Source organism: Mycoplana sp. BE70, assembly GCF_031455855.1.
Classification (GTDB): Bacteria; Pseudomonadota; Alphaproteobacteria; order Rhizobiales; family Rhizobiaceae; genus Mycoplana.
Genome location: NZ_JAVDTM010000010.1, coordinates 74,814 through 99,805 on the forward strand (window position 1 = coordinate 74,814; position 24,992 = coordinate 99,805).

The 24,992-nt window shown below is 62.9% G+C and carries 20 protein-coding genes; 8 read left to right on the forward strand and 12 right to left on the reverse strand.

Annotation, left to right across the window (positions count from 1 at the left end; all coding sequences use genetic code 11):
• Nucleotides 1-42: 42 nt before the first annotated feature.
• From nirK to J2Y48_RS18835, 5 genes are all read right to left on the reverse strand, one after another.
• A complete protein-coding gene (nirK, locus tag J2Y48_RS18815; protein WP_310421032.1) occupies nucleotides 43-1,437 on the reverse strand; it encodes a copper-containing nitrite reductase in 1,395 nt (464 codons plus the stop codon).
• A 313-nt stretch (nucleotides 1,438-1,750) separates the two neighbouring features.
• Nucleotides 1,751-3,550: a single-stranded-DNA-specific exonuclease RecJ gene (recJ, locus tag J2Y48_RS18820; RefSeq protein ID WP_310421034.1), complete on the reverse strand. Its 1,800-nt coding sequence runs from the start codon at nucleotides 3,548-3,550 to the stop codon at nucleotides 1,751-1,753.
• Between the two features lie 80 nt (nucleotides 3,551-3,630).
• Complete coding sequence (locus J2Y48_RS18825) at nucleotides 3,631-4,953, reverse strand: homoserine dehydrogenase (RefSeq protein ID WP_310421036.1); 1,323 nt, start codon at nucleotides 4,951-4,953, stop codon at nucleotides 3,631-3,633.
• 60 nt (nucleotides 4,954-5,013) lie between these two features.
• Nucleotides 5,014-6,231: an LL-diaminopimelate aminotransferase gene (locus J2Y48_RS18830; protein ID WP_310421038.1), complete on the reverse strand. Its 1,218-nt coding sequence runs from the start codon at nucleotides 6,229-6,231 to the stop codon at nucleotides 5,014-5,016.
• A 181-nt stretch (nucleotides 6,232-6,412) separates the two neighbouring features.
• Nucleotides 6,413-6,748, reverse strand: coding sequence for an SHOCT domain-containing protein (locus J2Y48_RS18835; RefSeq protein WP_310421040.1), 336 nt, complete (start codon nucleotides 6,746-6,748; stop codon nucleotides 6,413-6,415).
• 85 nt (nucleotides 6,749-6,833) lie between these two features.
• On the opposite strand from J2Y48_RS18835, the gene phaC reads away from it, so the two are divergent.
• The 4 genes from phaC to radC all read left to right on the forward strand — a co-directional run bounded on the left by phaC (nucleotide 6,834) and on the right by radC (nucleotide 11,307).
• The gene (gene phaC / locus J2Y48_RS18840; protein WP_405030259.1) at nucleotides 6,834-8,747 is read left to right on the forward strand and encodes a poly(3-hydroxyalkanoate) polymerase subunit PhaC; all 1,914 of its coding nucleotides are present in this window, start codon (nucleotides 6,834-6,836) and stop codon (nucleotides 8,745-8,747) included.
• 131 nt (nucleotides 8,748-8,878) lie between these two features.
• Complete coding sequence (gene sfsA, locus J2Y48_RS18845; RefSeq protein WP_310421044.1) at nucleotides 8,879-9,595, forward strand: DNA/RNA nuclease SfsA; 717 nt, start codon at nucleotides 8,879-8,881, stop codon at nucleotides 9,593-9,595.
• Nucleotides 9,596-9,624: 29 nt separating this feature from the next.
• Nucleotides 9,625-10,452 (forward strand): type I methionyl aminopeptidase, encoded by an 828-nt coding sequence (gene map / locus J2Y48_RS18850; protein ID WP_310421046.1) that lies wholly within the window; start codon nucleotides 9,625-9,627, stop codon nucleotides 10,450-10,452.
• 6 nt (nucleotides 10,453-10,458) lie between these two features.
• Nucleotides 10,459-11,307, forward strand: coding sequence for a DNA repair protein RadC (gene radC / locus J2Y48_RS18855; protein WP_310421048.1), 849 nt, complete (start codon nucleotides 10,459-10,461; stop codon nucleotides 11,305-11,307).
• 58 nt (nucleotides 11,308-11,365) lie between these two features.
• Here radC and J2Y48_RS18860 read toward each other — a convergent pair whose 3' ends face one another.
• Nucleotides 11,366-12,424, reverse strand: a complete 1,059-nt coding sequence (locus J2Y48_RS18860; RefSeq protein ID WP_310421049.1) for a magnesium and cobalt transport protein CorA — start codon at nucleotides 12,422-12,424, stop codon at nucleotides 11,366-11,368.
• Nucleotides 12,425-12,589: 165 nt separating this feature from the next.
• On the opposite strand from J2Y48_RS18860, the gene sthA reads away from it, so the two are divergent.
• Complete coding sequence (gene sthA, locus J2Y48_RS18865) at nucleotides 12,590-14,002, forward strand: Si-specific NAD(P)(+) transhydrogenase (protein WP_310421051.1); 1,413 nt, start codon at nucleotides 12,590-12,592, stop codon at nucleotides 14,000-14,002.
• 32 nt (nucleotides 14,003-14,034) lie between these two features.
• On the opposite strand, the gene J2Y48_RS18870 is transcribed toward sthA, so the two are convergent.
• The 5 genes from J2Y48_RS18870 to rpiA form a co-directional block, all read right to left on the reverse strand.
• Nucleotides 14,035-14,439, reverse strand: a complete 405-nt coding sequence (locus J2Y48_RS18870; RefSeq protein ID WP_310421053.1) for a GFA family protein — start codon at nucleotides 14,437-14,439, stop codon at nucleotides 14,035-14,037.
• A gap of 143 nt (nucleotides 14,440-14,582) precedes the next feature.
• The gene (locus J2Y48_RS18875; RefSeq protein WP_310421055.1) at nucleotides 14,583-15,956 is read right to left on the reverse strand and encodes a class II 3-deoxy-7-phosphoheptulonate synthase; all 1,374 of its coding nucleotides are present in this window, start codon (nucleotides 15,954-15,956) and stop codon (nucleotides 14,583-14,585) included.
• A 105-nt stretch (nucleotides 15,957-16,061) separates the two neighbouring features.
• Nucleotides 16,062-17,450 (reverse strand): glutathione-disulfide reductase, encoded by a 1,389-nt coding sequence (gene gor / locus J2Y48_RS18880; RefSeq protein WP_310421057.1) that lies wholly within the window; start codon nucleotides 17,448-17,450, stop codon nucleotides 16,062-16,064.
• Between the two features lie 143 nt (nucleotides 17,451-17,593).
• Complete coding sequence (locus J2Y48_RS18885) at nucleotides 17,594-18,133, reverse strand: DUF2059 domain-containing protein (protein ID WP_310421059.1); 540 nt, start codon at nucleotides 18,131-18,133, stop codon at nucleotides 17,594-17,596.
• 17 nt (nucleotides 18,134-18,150) lie between these two features.
• Nucleotides 18,151-18,849 (reverse strand): ribose-5-phosphate isomerase RpiA, encoded by a 699-nt coding sequence (gene rpiA, locus J2Y48_RS18890; RefSeq protein WP_310421061.1) that lies wholly within the window; start codon nucleotides 18,847-18,849, stop codon nucleotides 18,151-18,153.
• 209 nt (nucleotides 18,850-19,058) lie between these two features.
• Between rpiA and J2Y48_RS18895 the strand changes: the two genes are divergently transcribed.
• Complete coding sequence (locus J2Y48_RS18895; RefSeq protein ID WP_310421063.1) at nucleotides 19,059-19,742, forward strand: HAD family hydrolase; 684 nt, start codon at nucleotides 19,059-19,061, stop codon at nucleotides 19,740-19,742.
• A 107-nt stretch (nucleotides 19,743-19,849) separates the two neighbouring features.
• Here J2Y48_RS18895 and J2Y48_RS18900 read toward each other — a convergent pair whose 3' ends face one another.
• A complete protein-coding gene (locus tag J2Y48_RS18900; RefSeq protein WP_310421064.1) occupies nucleotides 19,850-21,742 on the reverse strand; it encodes a murein L,D-transpeptidase in 1,893 nt (630 codons plus the stop codon).
• 526 nt (nucleotides 21,743-22,268) lie between these two features.
• Here J2Y48_RS18900 and fumC point away from each other — a divergent pair.
• Together fumC and J2Y48_RS18910 are read left to right on the forward strand one after the other, a co-directional pair.
• Entirely contained in the window at nucleotides 22,269-23,660 is a 1,392-nt protein-coding gene (fumC, locus tag J2Y48_RS18905) for a class II fumarate hydratase (protein ID WP_310421066.1), read from the forward strand.
• 162 nt (nucleotides 23,661-23,822) lie between these two features.
• Entirely contained in the window at nucleotides 23,823-24,893 is a 1,071-nt protein-coding gene (locus tag J2Y48_RS18910) for a GGDEF domain-containing protein (RefSeq protein ID WP_310421068.1), read from the forward strand.
• Nucleotides 24,894-24,992: the final 99 nt, after the last annotated feature.

The following is a 24,992-nucleotide window of genomic DNA, read 5'->3' on the forward strand; positions in this document are numbered from 1 at the left end:
TGTGATGCCTAGGATCCCTGACCTTCCGGTCGCAGATTGTGGCTATTGGGCTGGGCCAGCACTGGCGGGCCCGTGGTGCATGATGGCATCATTCTCCGGGCCGTCGACAATGAGATAGCCGACAAGCCCCCGCTCCACACGGGAAATCGCGTGATCCACCAGCGTAAACGTACCACCCCGATCAATCTTGAAATCGACCACCGCCGAGCCGCCTGGCGGGACCGTCACCGTTTGAACATTCGTAAGCGGTGGTGATGTGATGCTGCCGAAGATATAGACCTGATCGAATATCTCGCCAATGACGTGGAAGGATGACGTGAAGTTCGGGCCGCCGACGCCGAAATAGATTCGCACCGTCTCGCCGATGTTGGCATAGAGCGGATGGGTCTTGGTCAGTGCACCAACAGAGCCATTGAAAAGGAAATATTCCGGCCGCTCGGAGGTGAGCTTGTCATAGTCCATTTCCTGCTCGCCCTGTGTGCCGAAACTGTCAACCGTGTATAGTTCACCTTGCATGACATAGAATTCGCGATCGACTTGCGGCAAACCACCTTCTGGCTCGACAAGGATCAGGCCATACATGCCGTTGGTGATATGGTGGGCGACGCTTGGCGTCGCGCAATGGTAGACGAAGACGCCTGGCTTCAGCGCTTTGAAGGTTACCATGGTCTCGCTGCCCGGGTCTGTCTGGGTGGCATGGGCGCCACCACCGGGCCCGGTCGCGGCATGGAAATCGACCGAGTGGACCATGAGGCTGTCGGGCGCATTCTTGAGCTTGACCTCGACCGTATCGCCTACCCGAACCCGCAGAAACGGTCCCGGCACCTTGCCGTTGAAGGTCCAGTAGACATAGCTGGTGCCATCGTCGAGCCTTCCCTTCAGCTCGATTGTCTCGAGTTCAACCTTGACGACCTGCGGCGTACGCTGCCCGATCGGCGCGGGCAGATCACCGGGATCACGCACGATGTCGGCGCCTTCCGTCGCAGGCGCGGTGCGCTTTCCGGCAATCACCCGGATCAGTCCCTCCATCCCTGCCTCCCGGTGCCCCGGGATCGTGCAGAAATAGACAAACTGACCCGGACTGGTTGCAGTAAAGAAAATCGTCGAAGAGGCATTGCGTCCCACGACCTTCGACGACCTTACATTGTAGTGATCGATAAAGATGTCGTGTTCGGCGCCTTCGCCGTTGATCAGGTTGATTTGAACGAGTTCGCCTTCGTACAAGGTGAGTGTCGGATTGATCTGCTTGTCGATCTCCCCACCGACCCCGATGTAAACCATGCGGCCCTCGGCGATACCGGTCCGCAAGGTGAAAACAATGGGATTGTGATAACTGCTGGCCTCAGCCACCGATTGGGCGGGCGCACTTGGGGCCGGAGTGGTTTCCGCCTGGGCGGTCTGGGCGGCGGCGCCGTGATTGTGTGTCTGTGCCAGCACGGCGGTCGGCGCCAGGCACGTGATCCAGAATGCGAAGAGCGTGAATAGACCGACAAAGCCGAAGTGGAGGCGCAAAACGCGGCAAGAGGGAGTCGACCTCAAAATGCCGCCGCTTGACACAGCAAACATCGTTATAGTCCCCGTTTGGTCGGTACCCCGCCCACCAGTCTTGATGGTACACCCGCCTGACACCCTGTGCCAGCATTAAGAGTATTAGGAGCGGTCGCGTTGGCGACAGGACCTGGTTCGTGGACGATGTGAAGGCACGCTGCGCCTGGGGCGCGTCTACACTGCGCCCTGTTCGGCAGTGAACCTAAAACGCCTCTGCAGCGTCGATCACGCGAAACTGTACGCGCCGGGTTCCCTGCCATTGGTCGGCTGAGACCGAACCCGCCACGTGGAGCGACTGGCCGCGCCGTTGTAGGCAGAACGCGCCAAGCGGCGTATCGGCAGCCCGGAAGGCCATGCCGTCGATCCGGCTGCGGTCCGGGCCTTCCAGCGTCAGTTTCAAATGGTTGACGCCGACCTGCCGCACGTCGACCAGACGGTGCGCGGCAAGCGCAAAAATCGGCTGGGGATGCCCCGACCCATAGGGACCGGCCTGCTCGAGCTTGTCGGCCAGCGCCAGCGTCGCGCCCGAAGCGGACAGCGCCCCATCGACCTTCAGAACACGCGTTGCCGTCAGGTCCTTGACCGTCTTTTCCGCCCGTTCCTCAAAGAAGCTGCGCAGGCGGCCGAGATTGGCGCGCTCGACGGTCAGGCCCGCCGCCATGCCATGCCCGCCACCCTTGGCAAGAATGCCCTCCTCCACCGCCGCGCGCACCATCCGGCCGAGATCGAAGCCATTGATCGAGCGTCCGGAGCCGGTGCCCTTGCCGGAGGGGTCGAAAGCGATGGCAAAAGCCGGGCGATGGAAGCGGTCCTTCAGCCGCGAGGCAAGCAGCCCGACGACGCCCGGATGCCAGCCCTCGCGCGCGGTGACGATCACGGCGGCGCTCTCGCCGGTGCCGTATTCGGCAATCGCCTCGGCTTCTGCCTCCGCCAGCATGGCGACTTCCAGCGCCTGCCGCTCGCGGTTCAGGCCATCCAACTGCGCCGCGATCGCCTCGGCCCGCGTGGCATCCTCAAGCGTCAGCAAGCGGCTGCCGAGTGCCGCATCACCAATGCGCCCGCCGGCATTGATGCGCGGACCCACCAGAAAACCGAGATGATAGGGCGTGACCGGTCCGCCGATACCGGCCTGTTTCAACAGCGCCGCCAGGCCCGGATTGCCGAGGTGGCGCGCCGCCACCAGACCCTTGACCACATAGGCGCGGTTCAGCCCCTTCAGCGGCACCACGTCACATACGGTCGCGAGCGCCACAAGGTCGAGCATGGAGAGGAGATCGAGTGTGCCGGCGCGCGGATCGCGGCCTCGCAAGAGCCGCTGCAGCGCCACCAGCACGAGAAAGACGACGCCGGCGGCACAAAGATGCCCCTGCCCAGAAAGATCATCTTCCCGGTTCGGGTTGACGAGTGCGGTGCAGGCCGGCAGGTCCTGGCCGACCTGGTGGTGATCGAGAACGACGACGTCGATGCCGCGTTCCCTGGCGTGCGCCAGCGAATCGAAGCTGGTCGAGCCGCAGTCGACAGTGACGATCAGCTTGGCGCCACGCTCGATCAGCGTGCTGATCGCCTGCGGATTGGGGCCGTATCCCTCAAAAATCCGGTCGGGAATGTAGATCTCGGCATCCGCGCCGAAATGGCTGAGGAAGCGATAGAGGATCGCCGAGGCACAGGCGCCGTCCACGTCGTAGTCGCCGAAGATGGCGACGCGCTCGCGCCTGGCGATCGCCGCGGCGATCCGCTCGGCCGCCGCCGCGCAATCCGTCATCTGGTAGGGATCGGGCATGAGGCGCCGCAAGGTCGGATCGAGGAATTCGAGCGCCTCGTCAAATCCGACGCCGCGACCGGCCAAGACGCGGGCGATCAGGTCGGCGATGCCGTGCGTCTGGCTCATCGCCAGCGCCCGGTTCTCGCCCGCCTGGTCGAGCCGCGCGACCCATCGCTGCCCGGCCGCCGACCGCTCGACCCCGAGAAAGGCACGGTGAACGGGGTCAACCTCCTGGTTCATCGATATCCTTGCCGATTGCCATCGCTCCCCTAGGGCGATGGGTGGAAGCGGAAGGAGGACGGAACGCCTCCCCGTTGGGTTCAGGCCGACTTCGGCCGCTCGATGCGGATCACCTGCGGCTCGCCGGCAAGGTATCCTTCCTTGCTGATCGACGCCACCGCGCGGCGTACGGCGTCCTCCATCGTCGCATGGGTGACGAGAATGATCGTCTTCGGCTCGGCGGCCTCCGTGAAATGCTTGGAATGCTGCACGATCGATTCCAGCGAGATGCCGTTTTCAGCCATATGCCCGGCGATGTTGGCGAACACCCCTGCCCGGTCCTCGACCGTCATGCGGATGAAGTAGCCGCCGTGGTGCTTGCGGATTTGCGCACGCTTGTAGGGCTCCAGGGTTGCCGCCGGCCGGCCGAAAGCTGGAACGCGCTGGGCGCCGGGCCGGCTCTTGGCGATGTCGGCGATATCGCCGAGCACCGCAGACGCCGTCGCATTGCCGCCTGCGCCGGGGCCGACCATCAGCAGTTCGCCGAGAATGTCGGATTCGATCGCCACGGCGTTTGTGACGCCGTCGACCTGGGCGATCTCCGATTCGATCGGCACCATGGTCGGATGCACGCGCTGCTCGATGCCGGTGTCGGTCTTCTGGGCGACGCCGAGCAGCTTGATGCGGTAGCCGAGATCGGCGGCGGCGCGAATGTCCTCGATCGAGATGTTGCTGATGCCCTCGAGGTAGATGTCGTCGGCGGCAATCCTGTTGCCGAAGGCGAGCGTCGTCAGGATCGACAACTTGTGCGCCGTGTCGTTGCCTTCGATGTCGAAGGCCGGGTCGGCTTCGGCATAGCCGAGCCGCTGCGCTTCCTTCAGGCATTCGGCGAAGCTCAGCCCCTCCTTCTCCATTTTGGTCAGGATGTAGTTGCAGGTGCCGTTCATGATGCCGTAGACGCGCGACACCGTGTTGCCGGTCAGAGATTCGCGCAGCGCCTTGATCACCGGAATACCGCCGGCGACCGCTGCTTCATAGTTGAGCAGGCTGCCCCGCTCCTCGGCAATCGTCGCCAGTTCGACGCCATGTGCGGCCAGTAGTGCCTTGTTCGCGGTTACGACATGGACACCGCGCGCCAGCGCGGTCTTGACGGCCGAGTAGGCCGGATCGCCGGCGCCGCCCATCAGTTCTACGAACACGTCGATCTGCGGATTGTCCGCAAGTGCGACCGGATCGTCGAACCAGGCGACATGCGAAAGATCGACGCCGCGATCGCGGCTCTTGTCACGCGCGCAAACGGCGACAATCTCGATCGGCCGCCCGCAGGTCGTCGTCAGCATCTCCCGGCGTTCGAGAAGAATGCGTGCGAGCGAGGCCCCAACGGTCCCCAAGCCCGCTATGCCGATCTTAAGGGCATCAGCCATGATCAAAGTCCTATCGATTTGTGATTGTGCCCACCGGCGGATGCCGGCGGGCGAAAGGGATTAACGACGAGCATTGAGCGAGACGACGTTGTGCATCGTCTCGTCGGCAGAAGACAGGAAGCGCTTGATGTTGCGCGCCGCCTGGCGAATGCGGTGTTCGTTCTCGACCAGCGCGAGGCGAACATACTCATCGCCCTGCTCGCCAAAACCGATGCCGGGAGCGACAGCCACATCCGCCTTCTCAACCAACAGCTTGGAAAACTCCAGCGAGCCGAGATGGCGGAATTTTTCGGGAATTTTTGCCCAGGCGAACATTGTCGCCGCCGGCGGCGGCACCTCGAAGCCTGCTTTGCCGAAGGTATCCACCATCACGTCGCGGCGGCGCTTGTAGACGTTGCGCACTTCCGCGATGTCCGAGCCGTCGCCGTTCAGCGCGTGGGTCGCTGCCACCTGGATCGGCGTGAAGGCGCCGTAGTCGAGGTAGGACTTCACCCGCGTCAGCGCGGCGATCAGCCGCTCGTTGCCCACCGCAAAGCCCATGCGCCAGCCGGGCATGGAGAAGGTCTTCGACATCGAGGTGAATTCAACGGTGATGTCGATCGCACCCGGAACTTCGAGCACCGACGGCGGAGGCGGGCCGTCGAAGTAGATTTCCGAATAGGCAAGATCCGACAGCACGATGATGTCGTGCTTCTTCGCGAAGGCGATGACGTCCTTGTAGAAGTCGAGCGTCGCGACCTGCGCCGTCGGGTTCGACGGGTAGTTCAGGATCAGCGCCAGCGGCTTCGGAATCGAATGGCGAACGGCGCGCTCGAGCGGCCCGAAGAAACTCTCATCCGGCTCGACCGTGATGGAGCGGATCACCCCGCCAGCCATCAGGAAGCCGAAGGCATGGATCGGATAGGTCGGGTTCGGGCAGAGCACGACGTCGCCGGGTGCGGTGATCGCTTGCGCCATGTTGGCGAAGCCTTCCTTCGAGCCCAGCGTCGCCACGACCTGGGTCTCCGGATTGAGCTTCACGCCGAAGCGGCGCGCGTAATAGGCAGCCTGGGCGCGGCGGAGGCCCGGGATGCCCTTGGAGGAGGAGTAACGGTGCGTGCGCGGGTCCTGGACCACCTCGCACAACTTGTCGACGATCGCCTGCGGCGTCGGCAGGTCCGGGTTGCCCATGCCGAGGTCGATGATGTCGGCCCCGCCCGCTCGCGCGCTTGCTTTCAAACGGTTGACCTGTTCGAAAACATATGGCGGCAGGCGCCGGACCTTGTGAAATTCTTCCATCTTCGACCCCGTTGGGCGCGGCCCCGGAAGCGTCCGGCATTCGTGGCGCCTGGATCTCCGCGCAAATCAAGATATCCGGTTAGGCGGCAAAATGTCCGATTTCATGACATTCGGCTCCCGCCGACCGGAGGCCACTTGGACCGCCAATGGATTTGCGGCCATTCGCGGTCAAAGGCAAGCGCTAATTCTCGATGTCCTTGAGCGTGTCCGCACCATGGTTTGCGGCGAGCGACCGCAATTCCAGCATCTCCCTGTTGTAATCCGCTTCCGAGATCGTTCCGGCGCGCCGCTGCGAGACAAGTCCGCTCATTCGGGCGCTGATCGAGGCCGCTTCCTCGTTGCTCATCTGGGCCGTCGCGGCATGGACCGGCGCGGTGATGTCGGGAAAGGCGGAAGACCGATCCGCCCCGACATTTACGCCGGACGCCACCTGCGGCGAGGTTGCCGCGCATCCACCGAGAACCGCCACGCCACCGAGCACGATCGCCGCGCCAAATTGCCTGATATCAAATGCCATTCTGTCCTGCCCCGCGGAGTAACTTCGGCCCGTCGCATCGCCGGCCCGGCGCCCCGCCGCAGAACGCGGCTAAGGCGAAAGCTGTATGGCCCTTGTAATCTTTTTCCGGCAGGATGTAAAAACGGAAGTAACAAGAAAATCCGGAGGAAACGGGTTGAGCCAGGACCGACACGGCGACACGCGCGAGGCCACCGGATTTGCCGGTTTCGATCCCAAATCGGTCGAGCCCTACGTCGTGAAAAACCCCGAGGCGCTGGCGGTCAATCTGGCCCGCACGCTCGAGCACCTCGGCAAGGCCGCATCCGCCTGGCTCGCCCCGCGCGAGCGCGGCGAAAAGGTCGACACGGTTGCCGAGCCGGTCGTCGACATGGTCAAGACGCTGTCGAAGGTTTCTGAGTACTGGCTCGCCGACCCGCGCCGCACGCTGGAAGCCCAGACCCTCCTGCTCGGCAGCTATATCGGCATCTGGTCGAAAACCCTGCAGAAGCTTGGCGGCGAACCGGTCGAAGAGAGCGACGACAAGCACGGCAAGGACAAGCGATTCGCGGACGAGGACTGGGTGAAGAATCCCTTCTTCGACTTCCTGCGACAGGCCTATTTCGTCACCTCCGACTGGGCCGACAAAATGGTCACGGAAGCCGAGGGGCTCGACGAGCATACCCGCCACAAGGCCGCCTTCTACGTCAAGCAGATCACCAGCGCGGTATCACCCACGAATTTCGTCACGACCAACCCGCAGCTTTACCGCGAGACCGTCGCGAGCAACGGCGAGAATCTCGTGCGCGGCATGCGTATGCTCGCCGAGGACATCGCCGCCGGAAAGGGCGACCTGAAGCTGCGGCAGACCGATACAAGCAAATTTGCCGTCGGCGAGAACCTGGCCATGTCCCCCGGCAAGGTGATCGCGCAAAGCGATGTCTGCCAGGTCATCCAATATGACGCGACGACCGAGGAGGTGCTGAAACGTCCTCTCCTGATCTGCCCGCCCTGGATCAACAAGTTCTACGTCCTGGACCTCAATCCGCAGAAGTCCTTCATCAAGTGGGCTGTCGGCCAGGGCCACACCGTCTTCGTGATCTCTTGGGTCAATCCCGACGAACGCCACGCCCGCAAGGACTGGGAGGCCTATGCCCGGGAAGGGATCGGCTTCGCGCTCGACATGATCAAGCAGGCCTGCGGCGAAGACGAGGTCAACGCCATCGGCTATTGCGTCGGCGGCACGCTGCTGGCCGCCACCCTCGCCCTGCATGCGCGGGAGGGCGACAAGCGAATCCGCTCCGCCACGCTCTTCACCACCCAGGTGGATTTCACCCATGCCGGCGACCTGAAGGTGTTTGCCGACGAGGACCAGATCGCTTCCCTCGAGCAGGGCATGCAGACGGTGGGTTATCTCGAGGGCTCGAAGATGGCCACCGCCTTCAACATGCTGCGCGCCTCCGAACTGATCTGGCCCTATTTCGTCAACAACTACCTGAAGGGCCAGGAGCCGATGCCCTTCGACCTTCTCTACTGGAATTCAGATTCCACTCGAATGCCAGCCGCCAACCATTCATTTTACTTGCGCAATTGTTATTTGAATAACAGTCTCAGCCGTGGCGAAATGGTGCTGGCGGGCGAGAAAATCTCGCTCAAGGACGTCAAGATCCCGATCTACAATCTCGCCACGAAGGAAGACCACATCGCGCCCGCCAAGTCGGTATTCATCGGCAGCGGCGCCTTCGGCGGCAAGGTTACCTACGTGCTGTCGGGCTCCGGCCATATCGCCGGCGTCGTCAATCCGCCGGACAAGACCAAGTACCAGTTCTGGACCGGCGGCCCGCCGCGGGGCGACTACGACGATTGGGTGAGGAAGGCAAAAGAGCATCCAGGTTCCTGGTGGCCACACTGGCACGTCTGGGCCGAGGCGCAGGACAACCGCAAGGTTCCTGCCCGTAAGACCGGAGGACCGCTGAACTCGATCGAGGAAGCGCCCGGTTCTTATGTACGGGTACGGTCTTGAGCCAGGCGACGGCCCTGCGAACAGGGACGCCACACGCACGTTTCGGCCGTCCGTTGGCATCGCCAGCCCTCTCACCCTATATCGCACCTGCCTCACAGTTCGCGAACATCTCGACCGACACGTTCTGATCCATGCTTTTCGACCCGCCCCTGGTGCCCGCCACCCTCATCCGGCGCTACAAGCGCTTCCTGTTCGATGCGACGCTTTCCGACGGGACGCCCATCACCGGCTCGTGCCCGAACACCGGGTCCATGCTCGGATTGACGGCCCCGGGCTCCAGGATCTGGCTGTCCGAGCACGACGGTCCGCGCAAATATCGCCACCGGTTCGAACTCATCGAGGCCGACGGCACGATCGTCGGCGTCAATACCGGCCTGCCGAACCGCCTGGCCGAGCAAGCGATCCGTGCCGGGATGATCAGCGATCTCGCGAGCTACCCGATAATCGAGCGCGAACGCAAATATGGCCGCAATTCGCGCATAGACCTGCTGTTGTCCGGCAACGGCCGGCCATCCGCCTATGTCGAGGTCAAGAACGTGCATTTCTGCCGGGAGCCCGGCATCGCGGAGTTTCCAGACACCGCGACAGTGCGCGGCGTCAAGCATTTGGATGAACTCGGCACTGTCGCGGAAGCCGGCTATCGTGCCATCATGCTCTACCTCGTGCAGCGCGGTGACTGCGACCGGTTGCGCGTGTGCCGCGACCTGGACCCGGTCTATGCGGCCGCCTTCGATCGAGCGCAAGGACGGGGTGTGGAAGCCTACGCGGTGAAATGCACCGTCTCGGCGCGCGAAATTCAACCCGACGCATTGATCCGCATGGACGAAACCGCCATAGCTGCACTATGAAAATTTGACCGAAGATCGAAAGTCCGACGATGGTAACCTATATCGAAGCCTCCTCCGCACCGATGAAGAACACGGGCGTGATCCGGCTTTACGGCAGCGATGCCTTTGAAGGCATGCGCAAGGCCAGCCAACTTACAGCGCGCGCGCTCGACGAAATCTATCCGCTGGTGCAGCCCGGTGTTGCGACCGACGTGCTCGACCGTTTCGTGTTCGAGTTCGGCATGGACAACGGTGCCATTCCGGCGACGCTGAACTATCGCGGCTACACCAAATCCTGCTGCACCTCGATCAACCATGTCGTCTGCCACGGCATTCCCAATGACAAGCCGCTACGCGAAGGCGACATCGTCAATATCGACGTCACGTACATTCTCGACGGCTGGCACGGCGATTCCAGCCGCATGTATCCGGTCGGCCAGATCAAGCGCGCCGCCGAGCGACTGCTGGAAGTGACGCACGAGTGCCTGATGCTCGGCGTCGCCGCGGTGAAGCCCGGCGTGCGCACCGGCGCAATCGGCGAAGCGATCCAGAAGTATGCGGAATCCGAACGCTGCTCGGTCGTGCGCGATTTCTGCGGCCACGGTCTCGGCCGGCTGTTCCACGACGCGCCGAACATTCTGCACTACGGCAGCGCCAACGAAGGCCCGGAGTTGAAGGAAGGCATGATCTTCACGATCGAGCCGATGATCAATCTCGGCCGGCCGCACGTGAAGGTGCTTTCGGACGGCTGGACGGCCGTCACGCGCGACCGCTCGCTGTCTGCGCAATACGAGCATGCCGTTGGCGTCACGGCCGATGGCTGCGAAATTTTTACGCTCTCGCCCGGCGGCCTGGACCGTCCCGGCCTTCCCGGATAGGACCCAATGGCCAAACGCCCTGCACCGACTGGCGAAAAAACGGCTGCCGACGAGGCGAGCCGGACGTTGGCGGGGCACGGCGGAACGCTGTTCGGCGATGGGGACGAACGCGGTCACTTCGGCGAACGCGTGACCGCGACGGCGGAGGTCAAGAGTCGGGCGATCACGTCCGGGGATGGCGACGATGCCCACTACCACGGTCATCGCGAGCGGCTGCGCAGCCGGTTCCGCGACCATGGCGAGTCCGCGCTCGCCGATTACGAAATTCTCGAACTCCTGCTCTTTCGCCTCATTCCCCGCCGCGACACCAAGCCGGTCGCCAAGGCGCTTCTCGACCGCTTCGGCACGCTTGCCGGCGTGTTCGGCGCGCCGCCCGCCCTGCTGCAGGAGGTCAAGGGCATCGGCGAGGCCGTGGCGCTCGACCTGAAGCTGATCGCAGCCGTTTCGCAGCGCATGCTCAAGAGCGAACTGCGCAACAAGCAGGTGCTCGGCTCCTGGTCGTCGGTCATCAATTACTGCCACGCGGCCATGGCGCATGAAGACCGCGAGCAGTTTCGGCTGCTCTTCCTCGACAAGCGCAACGTCCTGATCGCCGACGAGGTGCAGGGCCGCGGCACCGTCGACCACACGCCCGTCTATCCGCGCGAGGTGGTTAAGCGGGCGCTGGAGCTGTCTGCGACAGCCATCATCCTCGTCCACAACCACCCGTCCGGCGACCCGACGCCTTCCCGCGCCGATATCGAGATGACCCGGACCATCATCGAAACCGCCAAGCCGCTTGGCATTACCGTCCACGATCACATCATCATCGGCCGCGATGGCCATGCCAGCCTCAAGGGCCTGCGGCTGATCTAGATTTGCCAACTGGTTCGATAACTTTGCTGACCCAATACATCAAGGGCGCAACGCACCCTCAAAGCCATCTCGCCCGCCGGAAGAGCCGGTAGAGGACGGCGCAGATTGTCAGGATCGCCGCGAGCACGACGAAATAGCCGTAACGGAAACTCAGCTCCGGCATGTCGTGAAAGTTCATGCCGTAGATGCCGGCGATAGCAGTCGGAACGGCCAGGATCGCGGCCCACGAGGCAAGCTTGCGGGCGATGATCGTCTGTTCCGCCTGTCCGATCATCAGGCTCGCCTCGAAGGTGAAGGCAAGCACCTCCCGCAATGAATCGATGTCCTCCTGAACGCGCCGCACATGGTCTGTGACGTCGCGGAAAAGATTGTGGAGCGCATCGTCCATGCCGGGCAAGTCGAGATGCTCATGTCGCCGGCATACGTCCACCAGCGGCACCACCGCATTGCGCAGGCGCAGCAGATTGCGACGCAACAGATAGAGGCGCTCGATGTCCGCCTTGCCCAGTTGCTCGCGCAGCACGCGTTCCTCCAGCGCCTCGATCTCGGCATGGATGGCCTCGATCACCGGCATGTAGTTGTCGACGACGAAATCCAGGATCGAATAGAGGATATAGTTTTCACCGTGCGCCAGCGCCGCCGGCGAAGCCTCGCAGCGCTGGCGGACGAGGTTGTAGGAAGACGAGGCGCCGTGACGGACGGAAACGACATAACCCCGGCCGACGAAGAGATGTGTTTCGCCGAAGACGATCTCGTCGTTCATCATGTGCGCCGTCCGGGCGACGACGAACATCGCGTCGCCGTAGATCTCGAGCTTCGGCCGCTGATGCGCATGCCGCGCATCCTCGATCGCAAGCTCATGGAGATCGAAGGCGTCCTGCACCTGTAACAGCAATTCGTCGTCCGGCTCGTGGAGACCGATCCAGATGACCGCCTCCTCCCGCTCGCGCCACGCCGCCGCCTCCTCGACGGCGATGTCGGCAATCCGGATCCCGCCCCGGTAGACGGCGGCGGCCACCACCCCCTGTCGCGGTTGCGCCGGCCGGCGCTCGGAGCCAGCCGGATCGGCTTCACTTACCGACACGCCGGAAACACCCTTGAGGTCCTGCAACGCCATCGCAAAACCCTCCGTCACATCACCACCATTATAGCATGGCGCAATCCCGCTAAATAATGACAGTGAAACGCGCGCGCGAAGGCTTTGTTAAGCGCTAGCAACGACGTTATAGCTCCGGCAAGTTTGCCGCACCGCAACAGACTCAGCGTTTCCGGAAGTGCTCGCATGCAACAATTTGATCTCGTCGTCGTCGGCAGTGGTCCCGCGGGGCGCAGGGGGGCGATTCAAGCGGCCAAGCTCGGCCACAAGGTGCTTGTCATCGAACAGGGAAAGCGCGTCGGCGGCGTCTCCGTGCACACCGGCACGATCCCGTCGAAGACGCTGCGCGAGACGGCGCTGAACCTGACCGGTTGGCGTGAGCGTGGCTTCTATGGCCGATCCTACCGGGTCAAGGAGGAGATCAGTGCGGACGACCTGCGGCGCCGCCTGATCATCACCCTCGACCACGAGGTGGATGTGCTGGAGCACCAGTTCGCCCGAAATCGCGTCCAGCACGTCCGCGGAAAGGCGAGCTTTCTTTCGCCCGATACGCTCCAGGTGGTCAAGGACGACGGCGAGATCCTGCATGTCGGCGGCACGAGCATCCTGTTGGCCGTCGGCACCAAACCCTATCGTCCGGCCAACATCCCCTTCGACGGCAAGACGATCCTCGACAGCGACGAACTGCTCGACATCGAGGAGCTGCCGCGCTCGCTCGCGGTGATCGGCGCCGGCGTCATCGGCATCGAATACGCGACGATCTTCAGCGCGCTCGACGCCAAGGTTACCGTAATCGATCCGAAACCGACGATCCTGGATTTCATCGACCGCGAGATCGTCGAGGACTTCACCTATCAGCTGCGCGACCGCGGCATGAAGCTGATGCTCGGCGCCAAGGCGGAAAAGGTCGCCAAGCTCGACAACGGCAATTGTTCGATCACGCTGGACAATGGCCGCGTTGTGATTTGCGACATGGTCCTCTACGCCGCCGGCCGCATGGGCGCGACCGACACGTTGAACCTTGGCGCCGCCGGCCTCGAAGCCGATGAACGCGGACGCATGCGGGTCAATCCGGAGACCTTTCAGACGACTGTGCCGCACATCTACGCCGCCGGCGACGTGGTCGGTTTCCCGAGCCTCGCCTCGACCTCGATGGAACAGGGGCGCATCGCCGCCCGGGTCGCCGTCGGCGCCATCGCCAAGGAGCCGCAAAAATACTTCCCCTACGGGATCTATGCCGTTCCGGAGATCTCGACCTGCGGCCTGACCGAGGAAGAGGTGAAGGAGCGCGGCATCCCCTACGAATGCGGCATCGCGCGTTTCCGCGAAACCTCGCGCGGCCATATTATGGGGCTCGACTCCGGCCTGCTGAAGATGATCTTCTCGATGAAGACGCGGCGCCTTCTCGGCGTCCATATCGTCGGCGAGGGCGCCACCGAACTCGTGCACATCGGCCAGGCGGTGCTGAACCTGAAGGGCACCGTCGAATACTTCGTCGAAAACACCTTCAACTATCCGACTCTCGCCGAGGCCTACAAGATCGCCGGCCTGGACGCATGGAACCGCATGGGCGAAAGCCGCCACGCAGCGTCAAGGTGAACGACATCTCTCGGGTTTGAGCCCGCCTGAAACTATCCTTGGCTGTAGCCTTGCGGGTATTGCGGCGCGCCGTCGTCGATCTCGTAGTAGTCGCCCTTGTCGGCGCAAAAGATGTGACAGGCAATCTTGAAGCCGGTCGGCTTGTCGAAGGCACCCGCCATGATCGAGGTGTAGTCGGCCCCGTCGCCCTTCCAGAACAGCGCCGAGCCGCAGGTCTTGCAGAAACCGCGGCTGGCGGCATCGCTCGCCCGGTACCAGCCGACGTTGTCGGCGCCGTCGAGCGCGAGTTCTTCATTCCTGACATTGGTTGCCGCATAGAAATGGCCGGTCTGCCGGCGACATTGGCTGCAGTGGCAGGCAATCACTTCGCGCAATTGCCCGGCCGTGCGGAAGCGCACCGTTCCGCAGAGGCAATGGCCCGTATGGATCTCGCTCATGTCTCCCCCTTTGTCACGGCGCAGCCCCTGCATCAAAAAACCGGGCCAGCTTCGCCAGCTGGCCCGGTTGTGTCAATTTCAGAAAATTCACCTGTGTTTTCAACGCCGCTGATGCACGGCGCCAAAACGTGAACGAATGGCGATCAGGCGTTCACAACCATGCGTTTTTCATCGCGGCCGCCCTTCATGCGCTCTGCCAGCAGGAACGCGAGTTCTAGCGCCTGATCGGCATTGAGGCGCGGATCGCAATGGGTGTGGTAGCGATCTGCCAGATCGTCGCCGGACAGTGCCCGGGCGCCGCCGGTGCACTCGGTGACGTCCTTGCCGGTCATCTCGACATGGATGCCGCCCGGATGCGTGCCTTCGGAGCGATGGATCTGGAAGAAACTCTCCACTTCCGACAGAACGCGTTCGAAGGGGCGCGTCTTGTAATTGTTAAGCGTGATCGTGTTGCCGTGCATCGGATCGCACGACCAGACGACCTTCTTGCCCTCGCGCTCGACGGCACGGATCAGCCGCGGCAGGTTCTCCGCGACCTTGTCGTGACCGAACCGGCAGATCAGGGTCAGGCGGCCGGATTCGTTTGCCGGGTTCAGGATGTCGATCAGTTCCAGAAGGCCATCCGCCGTCAGCGATGGACCGCACTTCAGACCGATCGGGTTCTTGATGCCGCGGCAGTACTCGATATGGGCATGGTCGGGCTGGCGGGTCCGGTCGCCGATCCAGATCATGTGGCCGGACGTGGCGTACCAGTCGCCCGAGGTTGAGTCGACGCGCGTGAGCGCCTGCTCATAGCCGAGCAGCAGCGCCTCGTGGCTCGTGAAGAAGTCGGTTTCGCGCAGGCTCGAATTGTTTTCGGCCGAAATCCCGATCGCCTTCATGAAATCCATGGTCTCGGAGATGCGGTGCGCAAGCTTGCGGTAGCGCTCGCCCTGGGGGCTGTCCTTGACGAAGCCGAGCATCCACTGGTGGACGTTCTCGAGGTTGGCATAGCCGCCCATGGCAAAGGCGCGCAGCAGGTTCAGAGTCGCTGCCGACTGGCGGTAGGCCATGATCTGGCGCTCGGGATTGGGCACCCGCGCCTCTTCGGTGAACTCGATGCCGTTGATGATGTCGCCGCGGTAGGACGGCAGCGTCACCTCGCCCTGCTTTTCGACGTTCGACGAACGCGGCTTGGCAAACTGGCCGGCGATGCGACCGACCTTGACAACAGGCAGCTGGGCGCCGAAGGTCAGCACCACCGCCATCTGCAGGAAGGCGCGGAAGAAGTCACGAATGGTGTCGGCGCCATGCTCGGCGAAGCTCTCCGCACAGTCGCCGCCCTGCAGCAGGAAGCCCTTGCCTTCAGCCACATTGCCCAGCGCGCTCGTCAACCGTCGGGCTTCGCCGGCAAACACGAGCGGCGGAAACGTGGCGAGTTGCTCCTCTGTCGCGACCAATGCCGCGGCGTCCGGATAGTCCGGCACCTGCTGGATCGGTTTTTGCCGCCAGCTGTTCGGGGTCCAATTCTGTGCCATTTAACTCACCTGTTTCACAGCGCCGACCACATGGTCGGCGGCCCGTTTCCGTTGGGATGCGGGCTTATAAACCGTAAAGCCCCGCTTGCATAGCCGAACACCGCCTCAGTCGCGCTTGCCGTTCCGGATCCGGTAGCTCGGCTGGTACATCGTCACCAGCTCCTCTGCGGCGGTCGGATGCACCGCCATCGTGCGGTCGAAGTCGTCCTTGGTGCATCCGGCTTTCAGCGAAATGCCGAGCAATTGCGCCATCTCACCCGCGTCGTGACCGAGCACATGCACGCCGACAACCTTGCGGTCAGCGGCATTGACGAGGATCTTCATGATCATGCGTTCCTGCCGGCCCGAGAGCGTCGCCTTCATCGGCCGGAACTCGGCGCGATAGACCTCGATTTCGGAAAACGCCTTCGCCGCAGCCTCCTCGCTCATGCCGACCGTCCCGATCTCCGGCTGCGAGAAAACGGCCGTCGGAATCAGGTTGTGATCCGGTGAAGTCGGTCGCCCGCGGAACTCCGTTTCGATGAAGCACATCGCCTCGTGGATCGCCACCGGCGTCAGTTGCACTCGGTCGGTAACGTCGCCGATCGCGAAGATGCCGGGCACGTTGGTACGCGAATACTCGTCCACGGCGATCGCGCCCCTGGCATCGGTCTTCACGCCGGCGATCTCAAGCCCGAGGTCGGTGGTGTTCGGTACGCGACCGAGCGCCAGCATCACCTGGTCGACAACGAGTGTCTCGCCCTTCAGCGTCCGGACGCGGCGGGCGCCGCCGGGCGCCTCGGCCACCTCCTCGATGATGTCCTCGCAAAGGATGCCGATTCCCTTGTCGACCATCGCCTTGTGCAGGCCCTGCCGCATGTCCTGGTCGAAACGCGAGAGGATTTCCTTGCCGCGATAGATCAGCGTCGTCTCAACGCCGAGGCCATGGAAGATGTTGGCGAACTCGACGGCGATGTAACCGCCGCCGGCGATCAGGATCGATCTCGGCAGCTTCGGCAGGTCGAAGGCGTCGTTTGACGTGATGCAGAGTTCGCGTCCCGGCAGATCCTTGTGCGGTGCCGGATGACCGCCGGTGGCGATCAGAATGCGCTCGGCCGTCACCAACTGGTCCGTCGCAGTCAGTCGGATCGTGTTCGGGCCGACCAGAACGGCACGGCTGTTCAGGATCTCGGCGCCGGCATTGTCGAGCCCCTTGCGGTATAGCCCCTCGAGCCGGGTGATCTCCTGTTCCTTGGCCGCGACCAGCGCATTCCAGTCAAAGGTCGTCGCGCCGACCGTCCAGCCGAAGCCGGCCGCATCCTCGAAGTGCTCGCGGAACTGGGAGGCGTACACATAGAGCTTCTTGGGCACGCATCCGCGGATGACGCAGGTGCCACCGTAGCGAAATTCCTCGGCGATCGCCACCTTCTTGCCCATGGCCGAGGCGAGCCTGGCGCTGCGCACGCCACCGGAGCCGCCGCCGATTACAAAGAGGTCATAGTCGAAGGCTGGCATCGGGGCACTCCATGTCGCGTTTCAAAAGCTATCCGGAACAAGCAACCAAGGGGGCCGTCCGGATAAGGTGATATAGGGGGTGCCACCACAAAAAGAAAAGCCCGGATCGCTCCGGGCTTCATGATGGTCTTGGAAGGCGCCGATCAGTTCTTCGGTGCCGCTTCGCCTTCGGCCTTTTTCTGGGCGCCGATCTCGGCTTCAAGCTTCTTGTCGCTGTTGACGGCCAGGTCGCGCGAAATACCCGCTGCCCAGATGTCGGCGGCCTTCATTACTTCGCGGGCAGCCAAGGGTCCGGATTGGAGCAGCTTCTTGCCCGCGCTGGAGCTGTAGAAATCAGAGATGGCCTTCAGCTCTTCCACGGAGAACGTCTTGGCGTAGATGTTGGCAACCTCGCGCTCCAGATCGGCGCGGCGCGATGCAAGCGCAAGCGCCTCGTCATCCACGGTTTTGTTGATCAGTTCACCGTAGTTCGGCGAGGACTGGATCAGCGTGCCTTTCAGCTTTTCCGCGATCTGCGGCAGGATGCCGTCGAACTGCGAGGTCGCGTTCAGCGCGTCCATCGCGGCCCGGGCCGCCTTGATCTGGTCTTCGGAAGCGTCCTGCGCCATCACGGAACCCGTGAATGCTGCGGTGGCGATGAGCGTTGCGGCAAGGGTACGGCCGAGGCCGGCAAAGATGGTCATGTGGTCATAGCTCCTGTCTAACTGTCCGCTGTCAGCGTCCGCGCACCTGCCGGCCCGGCAATGATCGCAATCGACGCCATGTTGATGAACAACCCGTGCTCGACGACGCCGGGAATCGCGTTCAACGTGATCGCCAGCGCGTCTGCATCAGGAATACGGCCAAAAGATGCATCGAGAATGTAATGCCCGCCATCGGTCATGAAGTTGCCGTCGCCGGAACGGCGAACGTCGATGGCGCCGGAAAGCCCCAGGCGCGAGGCCACGCGCTCGATTGCGATGCGCGTCGACACCATGCCGAAGGGATTGACTTCGATCGGCAACTTGAAGGCGCCGAGCGTGTTCACCACCTTCGTCTCGTCGGCGATCACGATCATGCGGCTCGACGCCGCGGCGACGATCTTCTCGCGCAACAGCGCGCCACCGCCGCCCTTGATGAGCCGCAGCCGCCCGTCAACCTCGTCGGCACCGTCGATCGTCAGATCGAGCTCGGGAAGCTCGTCGAGCGACTTCAGCGGCACGCCGAGTTCGAGGCAGAGTCTTGCGGTCCGCTCCGAAGTCGGAACACCGACGACCGAGAGGCCATCCGCCACGCGTTCGGCCAGCAACCGGACGAATTCTTCGGCCGTCGATCCGGTTCCGATCCCGAGCCGCATGCCGTCGTCGACATGGGACAACGCGGCTGCCGCCGCTTTGATCTTCATTTCGCGGGCGTCCATCCGCCTCTCGCTCCTCTAGATTCTATCACCGCACCCGGCTGGTATTGGCTGTGACACTTACACGCCATGCGGCTCAAGCGAAAGCCAAATTCCGCCGCTGCGCCCGTTTTGGCCACGCTATCGGCTTGGCGCAAACGGGTGATCGCGATTGCAATCGGCGGCCCGGTCGCTTACCTGCAGGCGCAACACTTCCAGCAGAAGGACAGGCCGTGACTGCTCCACTCGTCGTCTTCGATCTAGACGGAACCCTGATCGACACCGCCCCGGATCTCGTTTCCAGCCTCAACCATACGATCGGTACGGCCGGGCTCGAGCCGGTGACCTATGACGACCTGACCTATCTCGTCGGCCATGGCGGACTGGTGATGATCCAGCGCGCCTTTGCACTGCGCGGCCAGGAGCTTCGCCAGGATGACCTGCCTGCAATGCTGAAGATCTTCGTGGATCACTACGCCCAGGGCATGCCGGGCGAGTCACGCCCCTATCCCGGCCTGATTTCGGCCCTCGACCGCCTGGAAACGGCCGGCTTCCGCCTTGCCGTCTGCACCAACAAGCTGGAGGGGTTGGCAAGACGCCTCATCGAGGGCCTCGGATTGACGAGCCGCTTTGCCGCGATCACCGGTGGCGACACGTTCGCCGTGCGCAAGCCCGAGGCGGCACACCTGCTGGAAACGGTTCGCCTTGCCGGCGGCGCCCCTGCCCGGACCGTCATGATCGGCGACAGCCTGAACGACGTGCTCGTCGCCCGCAATGCCGGCGTACCGTCGATTGGCGTGCCGTTTGGCTACTCGGACGTCGCAATCGCCTCGTTGGAGCCCGACCACGTTATCGGCAGCTTCGACGAACTCCTTCCCGACCTTGTCGAATCGCTGATGGCCCGGATGGCAGCCTGAACGCTGCTACGCATCGCTTGCAATGCAAATGGCCCGCTCCGTCACCGGAGCGGGCCATTTCGTATCAGGATTTGCCACCCGTCGCGCCACCAGAGGCGCTCGCCGGATCAGCTTTGCGCCTGCCGCGCCGTGCGGGTCGCTTCCATCGCCTTGCGCATATAGGCGTCACGTCCATAGATGTCGTCGTAGAACTCCACCTTGCCGTCCTTGTTCGGCCAGGCGGTGAAGTAGGAGACGTAGACCGGGATCTTCTGCGGAACGCTCACCGCCTTGTTGCGCCCCTTCTTGATCTGGGCGGCAACGTCGTCGACGGTCGTGCCGAGGACAGCCGCCGCCATCAGACGCGGTTCGGCCAGGCGCACGCAACCATGACTGAGCGCACGCATGTCCTTCTTGAAATAACTCTTCGAGGGCGTGTCGTGCATGTAGATCGCATGGGCGTTGGGGAACAGGATCTTCAGGTCGCCCAACGCATTGTCGTCGCCCGGCGGCTGGCGCACCGCGACGCCCTTTGTCGAGCTCCAATTGATCTGGGTAGACGAGACCGGGCGTCCGTTGACTTCCACCTCATAACCCATCCGATCGAGATAGGACGGGTCGGAGCGCAGCTTCGGCAGCATCTCGTTGATGATGATCGACTGCGGCACGCCCCAGTAGGGATTGAACTCGACGGTCTGGATCTCGTCCTGGAAGAAATAGGTCTGGTTCGCCTTCGAACCGATCACGACGCGCATGGCAAACTGCTCGTCGTCCTTGTCGTGATAGTAGGCCATATAGGCCGGCTGGTTGATGAAGACGTAGCGCGAACCGAGCTCCGCCGGCAGCCAGCGGGCCTGCTCCATCGCCACCTGGACCTTGAAGATCTTCTCGGCGACGTTGTCGCCGCCCGTCAGACGTCGGATCGTCGCCTGTCCGACAACGCCGTCCGGCTTCAGCCCCTGATCCTTCTGGAAGGCTTCCACAAGGGCCACCAGTTCAGGCGTGTATTCCGGCGTATCGCGATAGGCAGCGATCGTCGTCGCGTGCTCGGTCTTCAATGATTCCGAGCCGTGCTGCACAATGCCTTTCACGATGTTCGCAAGCTCTGGATTGCTTTCACCCGGCTTCATCACCGTGCCTGCGGCGATTACCACTGGGTCAGCGGCTTCGTTTTCGGCCCGCAGGGCCTTCAACTCTGCCGCCAGGGCCTGGAAGTGGCTGCCGGACGGCGCACGGCTCCGCAGAAAGGCTGAAACGTCGGGGCTCAACGCGACGTTCTTCAGCGCGGCAGCAAGGTTGACCTCCTTGCGCACGAAGTCGTGATAGCCCGAAATCCGGTTGGGATTGATGCGACCGCGGACGGTATCGAGGATATAGGTCGCAACGGCAGCCGAGAGATCGACCTCGAACGCCGCCAGTTCCCGGTATCGCGCGACCATGTCGCTGCTGTCGAAAACGGCGGAGGGGACGTCCACCGCGTAGTCCTGCGCGTCGAGCCCGACGGACTCGGCATCCGCCAGCACCGAGAGCGCCACACGAGCCCGGTCGCTGATCTGGCTGCCACTCACCCAGATCAGGCCGGCATTGTGGCTGTAGTAGTTTTCGACCGCCTTTCCGCTCTCGGCCGGCGCCAGCGCCGTGACGGAAGCGAACTCGTGCCGGATCTCTCCTTCGGGCGATCGACGGACTGGCGGTGTCGCATAGTCGTCGATCGAGCCCGTGACCACCGGATCGGCGAGTTTAAGCATCTCGACCGGCTTCAGCGCCTCGGCCTTGTAGGTGTAGTAGCTCGGCCCGGTCACGCGCGGCAGTGCAGCCGGTTTTGCCGCTCCCTTGACCATCGGCATCGCCTGAAAGCCGGCCTCCACCATTGGCACCGGGGCCGCCTCCTGCTTCTTGCGCTTGCCGAACAGCAATTGCAGCAGGTTCGGCGCTTCGGCGCGCGCCGGTGCGGCGTCGACCACTACGAAAGCGCAGGTTACCAGGAGCGCAGTGAGCGCCGCGGACTTTCTGAACGTCATATTTGCTTTATTCCCGATGTACCGCCGATTGTGGCGGGGAACTGGTATCTACCCGATCACGCGAGCCCGGAAACTATAGGACCGGATGGTGAATGAAAAGGAAACGCGCCACTCACTTGCACGGTTCCTCAACACCGCCATCGCTGCAGCCAATACGTGCAGACCGCGCCAAAAATTTGAAACGAAACGAAAATTTTTCGGACAAGCATGGAGCTGGCGCATTGCGAGCCCCGGGACGAGCTTACGAATCTGTCGACCTGTCACCCCTCTGCAACAGCCGGGTTTTTGCGCTTCCGCCTCGCTCGGGTCAGATCCGATTTGTCCGGGAGCCGAGTTAATCGATTTTAGCCCAAAGTCTGCCGGTCAGGCACCGCCTCGCCCCTTTACAATGGCCGTCGTTATGGGCCAGTAAGGCCCGGATTTCGAGCACGGCGAAGGCTTTTTGCCCACGCCGTCCGGCCGCGCTCGCCCCCATGCGGTAGCCGTGGCCGCCTTGAACACGCATGGGCACTAAGCGGGAAGCGATATGACATCTACGCGCACGGAAACCGACACCTTCGGCCCCATTGAGGTGGACAACAGCCGCTACTGGGGCGCGCAGGCCCAGCGCTCGCTCGGCAACTTCAAGATCGGCTGGGAAAGGCAGCCGCTTTCGATCGTGCGCGCGCTCGGCATCGTCAAGCAGGCGGCCGCCCGTGCCAACATGGCACTTAGCGGCCTCGACCCCAAGGTCGGCAATGCCATCGTCGAAGCCGCCCAGGAAGTGATCGACGGCAAGCTCAACGAGCACTTCCCGCTCGTCGTCTGGCAGACCGGTTCCGGCACCCAGTCGAACATGAACGCCAACGAGGTCATCTCCAACCGGGCGATCGAAATGCTCGGCGGCGAGATGGGCTCCAAGAAGCCGGTGCATCCGAACGACCACGTCAACATGAGCCAGTCGTCGAACGACACCTATCCGACGGCCATGCACATCGCCTGCGCCGAACGGATCGTTCATGACCTGCTGCCGGCGCTCAAGCACCTGCACGCCGCTCTCGAAGCCAAGGTCAAGGCGTTCGACCACATCATCAAGATCGGCCGCACCCACACCCAGGACGCTACCCCGCTCACCCTCGGCCAGGAGTTTTCCGGCTACGCCGCCCAGGTCGCCTCCTCGATCAAGCGCATCGAGCTGACGCTGCCGGGCCTTTGCGAACTCGCCCAGGGCGGCACCGCCGTCGGCACCGGCCTCAATGCCCCGGTCGGCTTTGCCGAGAAGGTCGCCGAAGAGATCGCCAAGATCACCGGCATCGACTTCAAGACGGCGCCGAACAAGTTCGAGGCGCTGGCCGCCCACGATTCGATGGTGTTCTCGCATGGCGCGATCAATGCGGCCGCTGCCGCCCTCTTCAAGATCGCCAACGATATCCGCCTCCTCGGCTCCGGTCCCCGCTCGGGTCTCGGCGAACTGTCGCTGCCGGAAAACGAGCCCGGCTCGTCGATCATGCCCGGCAAGGTGAACCCGACCCAATGCGAGGCGCTGACCCAGGTCTGCGTCCAGGTCTTCGGCAACCACACCTCGCTCACCTTCGCCGGCAGCCAGGGCCACTTCGAGTTGAACGTCTACAATCCGCTGATGGCCTATAACTTCCTCCAGTCGGTCCAGCTCCTTGCCGATGCCGCAATCTCGTTCACCGACAACTGCGTCGTCGGCATCGAGGCGCGCGAGGACAACATCAAGGCCGCCCTCGAACGGTCGCTGATGCTGGTGACCGCCTTGGCACCGAAGATCGGCTACGACAACGCCGCCAAGATCGCCAAGACCGCACACAAGAACGGCACGACACTGCGCGAGGAGGCCGTCGGCGGCGGCTACGTGACGAACGAGGAGTTCGACGAAGTGGTGCGGCCGGAAAAGATGATCATGCCGGGCTGACCCAACCCCGAAAATACGCACAAGCGATGGCCCCGCAGCACACACCTGCGGGGCCATTTTTCTTGGCAAAGCGTATTTGCACGCACAGGAACGTTAATCCTTCCCAAATCTTTTCTCCCTAATTTGACATATCCGCTGCAGGAACCATCACAGGAGCCGCCAATGAACACGCCCGTAGGGCAGAAGGTCCAGGTGCCGGATATCGCGGCGCAGGTGACCTATGCGATGCGCATCATGGGGGTGGCGCCGATCCCGCGGAACTATGAGCTCTTCTACGAGGCCTACATCGGCTCAAGCCCGCAGCTCACGCGCGAAATCGCGGCGCTGGGTAACAGGGCCTCGCAGGAAGAACTCGACGCGATCGGAGCGAAGTACTTCAGCCACCATCACCGCGCCGAGGCGATCGACGGCGCACATGACAAGATGGTGTCCCAGCTCGAAGGTCTCCTGCATCTACTCACCCAGGAACAGAGCTCGCTTGAGAGCTACAATCGGTTGCTCGACGAAACCTATAGCCGGATCACCAACAAGAACTCCGCCAGCGTGGAGATCATCAAAAGCGCGATCACCGTGCTTTCGGCTGCGACCGGTGACACGATTTCCCAAGGCAAGGAGCGCGTCGAAAACGTGGTCCAGAAGTCGCGGGAGATGGATGTCGTTCGCCGCGAACTGGACGAGTACAAGCGGATCGCCAACACCGATTCCCTGACCCAGCTTTCCAACCGGCGCGCCTTCGACGACAAGCTTGCGGCGATCTACAACAATATGATGCTGCACAACGTCACCGCCCTCGTCCTTGCAGACATCGATCACTTCAAGAAGGTTAACGATACCTACGGGCACCCGGTCGGCGACAAGATCCTCGCCTCCGTCGGCAGCATCATCCGGGCAAGCGTGCGCAAGGACATCTTCATCGCCCGCACCGGCGGCGAGGAATTCGCCATGATCATCGAGGGCAACAATCAGGACGAGGTGATACTGATCGCCGAGCGCGTTCGCATGGCGCTCGAGCACACCCCCTTCAAGCACTCCAAGACCGGCGTGAACTACGGACCGATAACGATCTCGCTGGGCGTCTGCATGGCCAGCGACGCCGAAGGACCGGCGGAACTCTACAGCAAGGCCGACACGGCGCTCTATTGCGCCAAGAACAACGGCCGCAATCGCGTGATGGCGTTCGAGGACGGGATGAAGAAGGAATTTGCCAAGAGCTGGCTGATCTACCGGAAGTAGATCATCGACTAACCTTTCATCCTACCATCAAAATGTTCCAGTCGCGCGGCAGCGTCGCGGGGCATTGAACATCGCTTCGGCATGCAGAGACGTCCCCTC